Raw genomic sequence first — 12385 nt, 5'->3', positions numbered from 1 at the left:
CCCTCTCCTGCAGGAGGAGGGATTCCCGGTAAATTACGCACTGTTGTGTAGTAAAAATAACCGCAGGACGTTTCCCCCTCCCCGACGGGAGGGGGAGAACATCGTTCCAGCTTTTTATTTCCGCAGATTATTTCCGCAGTGCCCTCTTCCTCCAGGAAAGGGGCGCCGGACGGCTCAGCAAACTACGCGGTTTTGCGGAAACGACGGGTCAGGCGCTTCTCGACTTCCACCACCAGGAACATTGCGATACCGATAACCAGAGTGACAAACCAGTAGCGCAGCGGCAGCCCTTCGGTGCCAAACATCGTCTGCATCACCGGCACATAGATGATGACCAGCTGCATCAGCAGCAGCACGCCGCTTACCAGCCAGATGCCCTTATTGCGCAGCAGCCCCATGCTCAGCGAGAAGCTGTCGCTGCTGCGGCAGTTAATCATGTACACCCACTGCGCGGTGACCAGCATCTGCAGCAGCACGGTGCGGATAAACTCCGGACTGTGGCCGCGCGGCGCCAGCCAGGCTTCCAGAACAAAGGCAGCGACGGCGATCATCGTACCGACGAAGGCAACCCGCCAGACGGCGAAGGCATCCATGACGTGCTGGCCGGTTTTACGCGGCGGGCGGTTCATGGCGTTGCGCTCGGCGGCTTCAAAAGCGAGGCCGAAGGAGAGCGTGGCGGAGGTCGCCATGTTCATCCACAAAATCAGCACCGGCGTCAGCGGAATAATATTTCCCGCCAGCAGGGCGATGATAATCAGCAGCCCCTGCGCCAGGTTGGTTGGCATAATAAAGAGAATGGTCTTTTTCAGGTTGTCGTAGACCCGACGCCCCTCTTTAACCGAACCGGCGATGGTGGCAAAGTTGTCATCGGTCAGGACCATGTCAGCGGCCTCTTTGGTCACCTCGGTACCTTTAATCCCCATGGCGATACCAACATCGGCCTGACGCAGCGCCGGTGCGTCGTTAACGCCGTCGCCGGTCATGCCGACCACTTCACCGTTATCCTGCAGCGCTTTCACCAGCCGCAGTTTGTGCTCCGGGCTGGTGCGGGCAAAGATATCGTACTCAACGGCGGCTTTCGCCAGTTCGCCATCGTCCATGTGCTCAAGCTGGTAGCCGGTCATCGCCTGGCTGCTGTTGGTGATCCCCAGCATCTGGCCGATGCTCATCGCCGTCTGCGGATGATCGCCGGTGATCATTTTTACGCGGATCCCGGCGTTCTGGCAGGCCTGGATGGCATCAATCGCCTCCGGACGCGGCGGGTCCATCATCCCGGCAATGCCGAGGAAGACCAGCCCTTCGCGGAGATCGTCGTGGCTCAGGGTGGTGCTGCCGACGTTGGCCGGCTTGTGCGCGGCGGCGACCATACGCAGGCCCTGACGGGCAAAGCGCGCCATCTCCTCTTCCCAGTACTGACGATCGAACGGCGCCGTCCCCTGCTTGCCCATCTGCTGGCGGCACATCGCGAAAATCACGTCCGGCGCGCCGGTGATCAGCACCTGCTCAACGTCGCCCATTTTCTGCAGGGTCGCCATGTACTTGTACTGCGAGTCGAACGGGATTTTCGACACCAGGCGCGCGTCGACAGGTTTCAGCTGCGCTTTTGCCGCCAGCACCTTCAGCGCCCCTTCGGTCGGCCCGCCGGTAATGCCCCACAGGCCGCGCTCATCCTGAATCAACTGGCTGTCGTTACACAGGTCGATGGTGCGCAGGTAAGTTTCCAGCACGCTTCCCGGTTTAATCTGCACCGGTTCATTGCTGCCTTCCAGGTAGATGTTACCCTGCGGCTCGTAGCTGTCGCCGTCGATGCGGTAGCAGCAGTCGGCGGTAATGATGGCTTTGACGGTCATCTCGTTCATCGTCAGAGTACCGGTTTTATCCGAGCACACCACGGTCATCGCCCCCAGGGTTTCAACCGTTGGCAGCTTGCGGATTATCGCCCGCTGACGCGCCATCGCCTGTACGCCAAGGGAGAGAATAATTGAGATAATCGCCGGTAAACCTTCCGGCACGGCGGCCACCGCCAGGCTAATCAGCGAGAGCAGCAGCTCGCCGAGAGGAATGTCGCGCAGCGCCAGACTAAAGACGAATAGCGCCGCCATCATCGCCAGGATGATGACGAAAATCGCTTTGCCGAGCTTGTCCATCTGCACCAGCAGAGGCGTGCGGTGCTTCTCAATGCCCGCCATCATCTGGTTGATGTGGCCGAGCTCGGTCTCCTGACCGGTTGCGGTGACTACGCCCACGCCGCCCCCGGCGCTGATGGTGGTGCCGGAGAAGAGCATGTTGGTGCGGTCACCCAGCGGCAGTTCGCCTTCCAGCGCGTCGGTGTTTTTATCCACTACCGTCGACTCGCCGGTCAAAATCGCTTCTTCAACCCGCAGATTATGGGCTTCAATCAGGCGCAGATCGGCAGGAACGCGGTCGCCCGCGCGCAGGATCACAATATCGCCCGGAACCAGGTCGCGGGTGGGAATGGTTTCATGTTTACCGTTGCGCTGTACGCGCGTATCGCTGGAGAGCATATTGCGAATGACCTGCAGCGATTTTTCAGCATTGCTCTCCTGGATATGGCCGATCAGGGCGTTGATCACCGTAACGCCAAGGATAACCAGGGTATCGACCCAGTGGCCCATTATCGCCGTGAGCGCGGCGGCGGCCAGCAGGACAAAAATCAGGACGTCGTTAAAGTGGGCAAGAAAGCGCAGCCAGGCGGGTTTACCTTTCTTCTCTGGTAAAGCGTTCGGACCAAAGGTCTTCAGACGATCGGCGGCTTCAGCAGAGCTGAGCCCATTGGAATGGCTTTTTTTCTGCGCCAGCACCGCATCAACCGTCTGCTGATATGCCCGGCGTGGCGCTGCATCCCCTGAGGGGGTGGTATTATTAGTTTTGATCATTTTGGTCAAAATATATCTCCCTTAAAATTCCTTAAGGCGGAAAGCCTGGAATCATCCCGGGCCAATGAGAAAAATTTAAAAGTCGCGAGTGATAATTTGAACCTGGACAATATTTAATCTCTCGCAAATACAAAAATTGTGGTAAGTTAATTCTATAAAACAACTATTGCAGTATATTAATAAACCGAAACTAAACGAGGTCTACTATGTTTGGAATCTACCGCGGACGCCGTCTGGTGCTGTACATACTGCTAGCCATCATTATCGCCACTCTGGTGGGATATAGCACCTATACTTTTGTAAAAGCGCTGGCTTAATAATGACGTTAATTTACAGTCAGGAGTAATTAACTTAATCACAAATAAGCCTAAATTAATTAACATCGGAATGAGTGAAGGTGATTAAATATAATACTTAAAGCTTATTTTAATTCCGTGCGAAACTATATTGCATTGACTCTCTTTTTACCGGACAATATGTTTTTAACTGATGATTAACAAATAATGAAACATCCGCTAGAAACGCTCTTAAGTGCCGCCGGTATTCTCTTGCTGGCTTTGCTTTCCTGCCTGCTGCTACCGGCGCCCTCGCTGGGCCTGACGCTGGCGCAAAAGCTGGTTGAGACGTTCCATCTGATGGATCTCAACCAGCTTTATACGCTGATTTTTTGTCTGTGGTTCTTAGCGCTTGGCGCTATTGAATACCTGGTGCTGCGCTGGGTATGGCGTCGCTGGTTTTCCCTTTAGCATCAGGCCGGTACGTTAACCAGCGCCAGGCGGCGGCATCATGGCCGCTGGTGTCGAATTTACCCGCTGTAGCCAGACAGGTACCGACGAGCGATTTATCTGACGCGATGGTCAGCCACGAATCAGATGAATTAAGCCCGGGCCTGAAACGGGTACAAGTGCAGATCAACGCCAACAATTACCGCGGCCACCCAATAGATGGCCTCGTGCGCCTGCTTCCGGGCATTAAGAACGATTACGGCGATGGTGTGAGCTATGGCAGGTAAGAAAAACGTCCGCCGGTCGTCTCCGACGGACGTTTTTCAGTGCGCGCGGCTATGATTCTCTTTACGATAGGCGCCCGGCGGCTGGTTAAACGTACGGGTGAAAATGCGGGTAAAGGTTTGCTGCGAGTCAAAGCCGTATTTCAGGCAAATATCGTAGACCCGCTGATCGGTATCGCGCAGGTCGCGTGCCGCCAGCAGCAGCTTACGCTCGCGGATATAGCGTCCAAGGCTCTCCCCTTTGTATTGTAAAAACAGGCGTTGCAAATGCCATTTCGAGTAACCGGCATGGCGCGCAATATCGTCAATGCGGAGCGGTTGATGCAAATTATCATCAATCCACTCGACGATAGTATCAATGACCTGAGCGGAAATAGTCATATGTCCTCTCTCCTCCTGAAGCGCTCTCATCGTTATCGCCACCAGGCGTTAAATGATTGCGTTTTATCAGCGACCCAAACCGGCTCGCCCAACATTGGCGTCAATAGCCGCCAGGATCTCCCTTTGCTGGCCTCAGCCAGCCGTTTATACGGATCGTCCCACGTGTGTTTTGCCAGCACAAAGCGTCCGGCATGGCCCGGCAGTACCGCGCGGGCCCGAACATCGTCAGCGGCTTGCGCCGTCTCTTCCGGCATCATATGGATGAACTTCCAGTCCTGGTCATACTGACCGTTTTCCATGACGGCCAGATCGACTTCACCAAACTGTTCGCCAATGGCTTTAAAGTGCGGCCCGTAGCCGCTATCGCCGCTGTAGTAAATCTTCTGCTGCGGCGTGACGAACATAAAGCTGGCCCACAGGGTCTGGTTGCGTTTCAGGCCACGCCCGGAAAAGTGGCGCGCCGGCAGGACGTGTACCGTCAACTCATCGCTCACCTGCACCGACTGGTTCCAGTCCGCTTCGCTGATCATCGCGCTTTCCACTCCCCAGTAGCGCAGGTGTGAACCAACGCCCAATGGCGTCACTACGCGTTTAACTTTCGGCATCAGCGCTTTGATGGTGGCGTAGTCGAGATGGTCGTAGTGATCGTGCGAAATAATCAGCAGATCGATGTCCGGCATCCCTTCCGCCTGCCACGGGTAGTCCCCAGGAAACGCTTTATTAATGAACGAGAATGGTGCCGCATAGTTACTAAACACCGGGTCAATCAGAATGCGTTTACCCGCAAGCTGCAGATACCAGGATGAGTGTCCTAACCAAACCATAACGTCCTGTCCTGCAGGCAGGCTGGCCAGATCGGTGTTCACCAACGGCAGCGGCTGGGCCGGTCTGGCGTTCTCGCGTTTGGCGACGAGAAACTCCCACCACGCGGCGAGCATATTTTTTTGCCCGGTAAAGCCCGGCGTCGGAAGCTGATTATGAAACTGACCGTCGTGATAGTGCGGCGACTGTTCCACCAGGCTGAGCTGTGCGCCCTGCGGCGCTTTACCAAACCCGGCATTTAACACAAACGGCAATGTTGTTGCTGACGCTAATAACATGATGGCGACCACGCTGAAAATGACACGGTTCATATCCTGACCTGGCGAAATCCTCCTTCCTGGAGGTTTTTGTTATAAGGCTTGATTATGAGTGAGTAAGCACTCATTATTAGGAAGAAGCTGAAAGCCGTCAAGACGATTTTCAAATTTTGACAGACAACGTTGCAGTGCCCATATCAGGCATGCTTAGATCGTGGTTTTATAACCTGTGAGGTAAATTGTAGTGGCTCGTCCTAAGAGTGAAGATAAAAAGCAAGCGTTGCTGGAGGCCGCCACCACCGCCTTTGCCCAATCGGGAATCGCCGCCTCAACCTCTGCTATCGCCCGCAATGCCGGGGTGGCCGAGGGTACGCTGTTTCGCTACTTTGCCACCAAGGACGATCTGATAAACGAGCTTTATCTCTCCATTAAGGCCGGTTTAGTGAAGGTGATGGTCTCCAGTCTTGACCTGACCGAATCCCGTCCGAAAGAGAACGCGCGCAACATCTGGAATAGCTATATCAACTGGGGCATGCATAAGCCGATGGAGCATCAGGCGATCCGCCGGATGTCCCTCAGCGAAAGAATTACCGATGAAACGCGTACCCGGGTGCAAGAAATGTTCCCCGAGCTCAACGAGATATGTCAGCTTTCGGTAAAACCTATCTTTCTAAGCGATGCCTATCGCACTTTTGGCGATGCGCTGTTTTTATCGCTTGCTGAAACCACTATCGAATACGCCAGTAACGATCCGCTGCGCTCAAAGGAGCTCATTGCATTAGGCTTTGAAGCGATGTGGCAGGCGCTGCATGAGGAAACGGACTAATGGACGCTCGCTCGCTGCATGACCACGCGCATCGTATCGCGCTGGAGTTCCCTTTTACCGAACACTGCTGGCCTTTTGGCCCGGAGTACGACGCGTTTAAAGTCGGCGGGCGCATTTTTATGCTGACCATGACGATTCGCGGCAGAGCCCTGGTCAACCTTAAGTGCGATCCGCAAAAATCGCTGCTTCATCAGGCGATATACCGCAGCGTTGAGCCCGGCTATCACATGAATAAAAAGCACTGGATCACCGTGGTTCCCGGCGAAGATATCAGTGAAGATCTGCTGGCGGAGCTGATCAATGATTCGTGGAATCAGGTGGTCGATAAACTCAGCAAAAAAGAGCAGCATCGGCTGCGCCCGGCGTGATTTTCAGCGCAGCGCGATAAGTGTTATCGCATTTTTGCCTCTTATCATTTGCCCGACATCGCTGTACTCTTCCTGCACGTAAAGCACCCGCAAGGGGTTGTAAACAGTGAGGAAGAGTATGGATATCGTATCAGTTGCCTTAAAGCGCTACTCCACCAAGGCATTTGACGCCACTAAAAAGCTGACTGCTGAACAGGCGGAAAACCTGAAAACGCTGCTGCAGTACAGCCCGTCAAGCACCAACTCCCAGCCGTGGCATTTTATCGTCGCCAGTACCGATGAAGGCAAAGCGCGTATCGCCAAAGCGGCGAGCGGCACCTACGTATTTAATGAACGTAAAATTCTCGATGCGTCCCACGTGGTGGTTTTCTGCGCGAAAACCGCGATGGATGACGCCTGGCTGGAGCGCGTGGTCGATCAGGAAGAGGCCGATGGCCGCTTCGCTAATGCCGAGGCGAAAGCCGCTAACCATAAAGGCCGCACCTTCTTTGCCGATATGCACCGCAAAGAGCTGCATGATGACGATCAGTGGATGGCGAAACAGGTTTATCTGAACGTCGGCAATTTCCTGCTTGGCGTTGCGGCGATGGGCCTGGACGCGGTGCCAATTGAAGGCGTCGATTTCGCGATTCTTGATAGCGAATTCGACCTGAAAGCTCAGGGCTATACCAGCCTGGTGGTAGTGCCGGTTGGGCATCATAGCGTTGAAGACTTCAACGCCGCCCTGCCAAAATCTCGCCTGCCGCAGGCGACGACAATTACCGAGATTTAATCTCCCCTGGCGCGTCCAGGGAAGTAAAAACCGTGCCGGTGTTCCCTCTCTCCCTGCGGGAGAGGGATTTTTCCCCCTGCGTTTGCTCTTACATGACCATGTTATTGCCACAGGGTCATCCCCGGATTGCGACGGGCACCTTATCCGGGCGACAAAACCACAACCTGTCCTGTCATTATTGTTTATCCAGCCACGCCAGCGCCCGCTCCCCCGCTTCATCCATTGGTAAGTAGACCAGCAGACGCGAACCGTTGCGCGGAGCCGAATACCAGTACATCTGCTGCAGGCTAAAACGTCCGAGCTGCGGATGGTTGAAATTTTTTACCTGATTCTCCACCCCGCGCACTTCATAACGCTGATGCCAGAGCGTCTCGAACTCCGCCGAGGCGGCGAAAAAGCGCGCCAGCTTATTCTCCCACAGCGGATCGCCGCGGTGCTCCGCCATCGCCGCGCGGAAATAGGAGACAAACGTCGCCAGCACATCGCGATTTTCGATCCGGCTGCGCCAGGTGTCGTTAGTCAGATAGAGATAAATGCAGTTGCGATCTTCTTCCGGAATGGTGGCGAAGTCGATACCCATCAGGCGGCAGAAGCTGTCGTTCCAGGCCACAATATCAAAGCTCGGCTTCTGAATGCTGGCGGGCTGCGGCATCAGGCTATCAAGCATCCGCCGGGTGCCGGGGCTGATGCCTTCACAAATCGTAACCTGAGTGGCTTCCGGCGGGGTCAGGCCGGCGAGCACGAACAGATGCCGGGTCTCCAGCGGGCTGCACTGCAGCGCGTTCGCCACGCCCACCAGCACCGTCCCGGATGGATTCACCTCCCGCCCCTGCTCAAGCCAGGTGTACCAGGTTACGCCGACATCCGCCAGCATCGCCACTTCTTCCCGACGCAGGCCCGGCGTACGCCGTCTGCCAACCCGGGGCAATCCCAGGCGCTGCGGATCGAGGCTTTCGCGGCGGGCGCGTAAAAACGCCCCAAGCTGTTTACGGCGATCATCGGGCACGGCGCTCGTCGATTCACGTTGCGGCATCGTGGTCATAAAACCTCCAGCATGGTAGTACCAATACCAGTATAAGCAGGAACTGGTACCCGTTTAATTTATCGGTGATGCTACGGCTATCCGCTGAATGACGCAATGGAGAGATCCGATGAATTCGTCTGCTGTTTCACCCGGCCGCGCCGGTTTATTCCTCCTGTTGGCTGGCCAGATGCTGCCGCTGATCGACACTTCAATCGCTAACGTCGCGCTGGACTCCATCACCCACTCGCTGAGCGCCAGCGCCACGCAGCTGGAGCTGATCGTCGCGCTGTACGGCGTCGCCTTTGCCGTCTGCCTGGCGATGGGCAGCAAACTTGGCGATAACTACGGACGCCGTCGGCTGTTTATGTGGGGGGTGGCAATTTTTGGCGTCGCCTCTCTGCTGTGCGGAATGGCGAACACCATCAACACTTTACTGGCGGCGCGTACCTTACAGGGCGTCGGCGCGGCGCTGATCGTGCCGCAAATCCTCGCCACGCTACATATCACCCTGAAAGGCGCAGCCCACGCCCGGGCCATCAGTCTGTACGGCGGTATTGGCGGTATCGCCTTTATTGTTGGTCAGATGGGCGGAGGCTGGCTGGTGTCGGCGGATATCGCCGGTTTGGGCTGGCGCAACGCGTTCTTTATTAACGTCCCAATCTGCCTGCTGGTGCTGGCCTTAAGCCCGCGATATGTCCCGGAAACCCGGCGCGACGCGCATTCACGCATCGACTGGCAGGGCACCTTCAGCCTGGCGCTGATCCTCTGCTGCCTGCTGTTCCCGATGGCGCTGGGGCCGGAGCTGCACTGGCCGTGGACGCTTCAGCTGATGCTGGCCGCGGTGCTGCCGCTGCTGGTCTGGATGCGGGCCAGCGCGCTGGGTAAGCAGCAGCGCGGCGAACAGCCGCTATTGCCGCCTCGCCTGCTGAAGCTCACCAGCATTCGTTTCGGCATGGCCATCGCTCTGCTCTTTTTCAGCGCCTGGTCCGGGTTTATGTTCTGCATGGCGCTGACCATGCAGGCCGGCCTGGGGATGGCGCCGTGGCAGTCCGGAAATAGCTTTATCGCTCTCGGCGTGGCCTATTTTATCTCTGCGCTATACGCGCCGAAGCTGATTGCCCGCTACGCCATGGGCCGCATTTTGTTGATTGGCCTGTCGGTGCAGATTGCCGGCCTGCTGCTGCTGAGCGCGACCTTCTACCGCCTCGGGCTCGAGACCAGCACTCTGACGCTGGTACCGTCTACGGCGCTGATCGGCTATGGGCAGGCGCTTATCGTCAATAGCTTTTACCGCATCGGGATGCGCGATATCAGCACCAGCGACGCCGGGGCGGGAAGCGCCATTCTCAGCACTCTGCAGCAGGCGACCCTGGGGCTGGGTCCGGCTATTCTCGGGTCGCTATTCTTAACCCTTGCTCATCGCAGCGGCGGCGACTATCCGCGGGCGCTGATCGATTTTCTTGCGGTTGAAGTCGCCATGATGCTGACATTAGGCGCCATCGCGCTGTGGCTACGTCATCACCTTAACGTTCGCCCGGCGGTGATAGCGCCATAATTCACATCGGCGTAACCTGAGATTTGCATAATAGACATCCTGCGGTCATCATAACCGCTGGATGTACAGGAGACGTTATGCAGGAATTAATATCGCAAATCGCCGCATTAGGCATCACCATTACCCCCACCACCTCCCTCATTATTATCTTTGGAATTATTCTTCTGACGGCGATTGTTGTGCACCTTATTCTGCACAAAGTCGTGCTGCGAACCTTCGAAAAGCGAGCGCAGGCCAGTAGCCATTTGTGGCTGCAAATTATTACGCAGAACAAACTGTTTCACCGTCTGGCCTTTACCCTGCAGGGGATTATCGTCAACGTGCAGGCGGTTTTATGGCTGCAAAAAGGCAGTGAGGCTGCGGAAATACTCACCACCTGCGCGCAGCTGTGGGTGATGATATATGCGATGCTGTCCTTCTTTTCGCTGCTGGATGTGGTGTTCAATTTATCGCAGAAATTCGCCACCGCCTCTCAGCTTCCGCTCAAAGGAATATTTCAGGGAATTAAGCTGGTCTGCGCGATTATCGTCGGCATTCTGGTTATCTCATTGCTGATTGGCCAGTCGCCGGCGATTCTCATCAGCGGCCTCGGGGCCATGGCCGCGGTCCTGATGCTGGTATTCAAAGACCCGATTCTTGGTCTGGTGGCCGGTATTCAGCTCTCAGCCAACAATATGCTCAAACTCGGTGACTGGCTGGAGATGCCGAAATACGGCGCCGACGGTGCGGTGATCGATATCGGTCTGACCACGGTGAAGGTGCGCAACTGGGATAATACCATCACCACGATCCCCACCTGGTCGCTGGTTTCCGACTCGTTTAAAAACTGGAGCGGCATGTCGGCATCCGGCGGGAGACGTATTAAACGGAGTCTGAATATTGATACCACCAGCATTCATTTTCTTGATGAACATGAGCAGCAGCGCCTGATTCAGGCTCGGCTGCTGAAACCGTATATGGATTCACGCCATCAGGAAATTAGCCTGTGGAATCAGCAGAACGCCAGCGACCAGTCGGTGCTGAACCAGCGCAAAATGACTAATATCGGCACCTTCCGCGCCTATTTACAGGAGTACTTACGCAACCATTCGCGCATTCGTAAGGATATGACGCTGATGGTTCGCCAGCTGGCTCCGGATGCCAACGGCCTGCCGATTGAGATTTACTGCTTCACCAACACCGTGGTGTGGGCAGAGTATGAGAGCATTCAGGCGGATATTTTCGATCACGTATTTGCCGTGGTTGACGAGTTCGGCCTGCGCATTCATCAGTCCCCCACCGGCAACGATATCCGTTCGCTGGCGGGCACAGTTTCACCGTAACATGCTCAGGCACTGGCGCGGGAGATCACGCGCCAGTCCATCATCACCCGCTCGACCGCAGCGTCTGGATTATCGATTCTCTTCATCAATAATGTCACCGCCGTACGGCCAATCGCGCGTGAAGGCTGCTCCACGGTAGTCAGCTGCGGCGATACGACTTCCGCAAGCTCTGTACCATCAAAGCCAATCACCGCAATATCTTCCGGGACTCGCAATCCGGCCCGCGCGATTGCCCGCAGGGCCCCGGCCGCCAGCGAATCAGAGACGGCAAACACCGCGTCCGGCCGCTCTTCCTGCGCCAGTAGCTCCTCCATCGCTTTGGTACCGGCAGCGGCGCTCAGGTCGCTGGCGTAGGTCACCCGTTGATAATCCAGCTGGCGAACGTGCAGCACGCTTTTATAGCCGCGTTCGCGCAGACGGGAATAACGATAGCTGAGATCGTGGTTGATTAAAGCAATGCGTCGGCGCCCGGCGTCGGCCAGCCGGGAAACCGCGCCCTGCGATGCATCAACATCGTTGATGCCCACGCAGGAGATAGTGCCGTTATCGGCATATTCAGCGCACTGAACCCAAGGCGCGTCGCCAATCATGGTGGTGAGCTCCGGCAGACTGGAGAGCGCGTTCATGGTGATAATGCCGTCGACCATTTTTCCGGAGAGCAGCTGCAGACCGGACGTGGAACGGTCGAGATCTGAACCGGAATTACACAGCAGGATGCGATAGCCGTTCTTTTCCGCCTCTTCTTCAATACCTTTGACGACCTCGGCGCAAAAGGGGTTGGCGATATTAGAGACCATCACCAGAATCATATTGCTGCGGGCCGTACGCAGCTGGCGGGCCAGCAGATTCGGCTGGTAGTTACTCTCTTTGATAGCCTGTAGCACACGTTCGCGATTCTTCGCTTTCACCGTGTCGCTGTTATTCAATACCCGCGACACCGTCGCCACCGAGACGCCCGCCAGGCGAGCGATTTTCTGAATTGACATAGAGGCTACACTTCCCGCATAGACGTTATTTTTCGCAGGCTATCATAAATGAGCCCCGTCCGCGCCGCCAGCAAAGGCAACCCCGCCTGAGTTTCTTGTTGTCAGTGATGGCCGCAAAATCGGAGGCCGTCAGCACAATACTACGCCAGGGTACGGGATTGATTAG

Annotated in this window: 12 protein-coding genes; 7 read left to right on the top strand and 5 right to left on the bottom strand. The window is 56.1% G+C overall.

Features of this window, described 5'->3' with window-relative positions:
• Positions 1-182: 182 nt before the first annotated feature.
• Positions 183-2897 carry a cation-transporting P-type ATPase gene (locus GJ746_RS07120; protein ID WP_154682662.1) on the bottom strand — a complete coding sequence of 905 codons (2715 nt, stop codon included), beginning with the start codon at positions 2895-2897 and terminating at the stop codon, positions 183-185.
• Positions 2898-3400: 503 nt separating this feature from the next.
• Between GJ746_RS07120 and GJ746_RS07115 the strand changes: the two genes are divergently transcribed.
• A complete protein-coding gene (locus tag GJ746_RS07115) occupies positions 3401-3643 on the top strand; it encodes a DUF1158 domain-containing protein (protein WP_154679565.1) in 243 nt (80 codons plus the stop codon).
• Positions 3619-3909 carry a hypothetical protein gene (locus GJ746_RS07110; RefSeq protein ID WP_154679564.1) on the top strand — a complete coding sequence of 97 codons (291 nt, stop codon included), beginning with the start codon at positions 3619-3621 and terminating at the stop codon, positions 3907-3909. Before GJ746_RS07115 ends, GJ746_RS07110 begins: the two co-directional genes overlap by 25 nt.
• 36 nt (positions 3910-3945) lie before the next feature.
• Here the strand turns inward: GJ746_RS07110 and GJ746_RS07105 are convergent, their stop codons facing one another.
• Together GJ746_RS07105 and GJ746_RS07100 are read right to left on the bottom strand one after the other, a co-directional pair.
• Complete coding sequence (locus GJ746_RS07105) at positions 3946-4287, bottom strand: RamA family antibiotic efflux transcriptional regulator (RefSeq protein WP_004848570.1); 342 nt, start codon at positions 4285-4287, stop codon at positions 3946-3948.
• A 32-nt stretch (positions 4288-4319) separates the two neighbouring features.
• Positions 4320-5420, bottom strand: a complete 1101-nt coding sequence (locus GJ746_RS07100; protein WP_154679563.1) for an MBL fold metallo-hydrolase — start codon at positions 5418-5420, stop codon at positions 4320-4322.
• Between the two features lie 190 nt (positions 5421-5610).
• Here GJ746_RS07100 and GJ746_RS07095 point away from each other — a divergent pair, with 190 nt between their 5' ends.
• From GJ746_RS07095 to nfsB, 3 genes are all read left to right on the top strand, one after another.
• Positions 5611-6192 carry a TetR/AcrR family transcriptional regulator gene (locus GJ746_RS07095; RefSeq protein ID WP_154679562.1) on the top strand — a complete coding sequence of 194 codons (582 nt, stop codon included), beginning with the start codon at positions 5611-5613 and terminating at the stop codon, positions 6190-6192.
• A complete protein-coding gene (locus GJ746_RS07090) occupies positions 6192-6560 on the top strand; it encodes an MmcQ/YjbR family DNA-binding protein (protein WP_154679561.1) in 369 nt (122 codons plus the stop codon). Before GJ746_RS07095 ends, GJ746_RS07090 begins: the two co-directional genes overlap by 1 nt.
• Before the next feature lie 118 nt (positions 6561-6678).
• Complete coding sequence (gene nfsB / locus GJ746_RS07085; protein WP_154679560.1) at positions 6679-7332, top strand: oxygen-insensitive NAD(P)H nitroreductase; 654 nt, start codon at positions 6679-6681, stop codon at positions 7330-7332.
• A gap of 175 nt (positions 7333-7507) precedes the next feature.
• Here the strand turns inward: nfsB and GJ746_RS07080 are convergent, their stop codons facing one another.
• Positions 7508-8374 (bottom strand): helix-turn-helix transcriptional regulator, encoded by an 867-nt coding sequence (locus GJ746_RS07080; RefSeq protein WP_154679559.1) that lies wholly within the window; start codon positions 8372-8374, stop codon positions 7508-7510.
• A 109-nt stretch (positions 8375-8483) separates the two neighbouring features.
• On the opposite strand from GJ746_RS07080, the gene GJ746_RS07075 reads away from it, so the two are divergent.
• The gene (locus GJ746_RS07075; protein ID WP_154679558.1) at positions 8484-9911 is read left to right on the top strand and encodes an MFS transporter; all 1428 of its coding nucleotides are present in this window, start codon (positions 8484-8486) and stop codon (positions 9909-9911) included.
• A 77-nt stretch (positions 9912-9988) separates the two neighbouring features.
• Positions 9989-11233: a mechanosensitive ion channel family protein gene (locus GJ746_RS07070; RefSeq protein WP_154679557.1), complete on the top strand. Its 1245-nt coding sequence runs from the start codon at positions 9989-9991 to the stop codon at positions 11231-11233.
• 5 nt (positions 11234-11238) lie between these two features.
• Here the strand turns inward: GJ746_RS07070 and GJ746_RS07065 are convergent, their stop codons facing one another.
• A complete protein-coding gene (locus tag GJ746_RS07065; RefSeq protein WP_154679556.1) occupies positions 11239-12219 on the bottom strand; it encodes a LacI family DNA-binding transcriptional regulator in 981 nt (326 codons plus the stop codon).
• Between the last annotated feature and the right edge of the window lie 166 nt (positions 12220-12385).

The organism is Klebsiella oxytoca (assembly GCF_009707385.1).
GTDB lineage: Bacteria > Pseudomonadota > Gammaproteobacteria > Enterobacterales > Enterobacteriaceae > Klebsiella > Klebsiella oxytoca_C.
The sequence above is the reverse complement of the archived record's forward strand: the minus strand, read 5'-3'. Positions and strand labels throughout refer to the sequence as shown.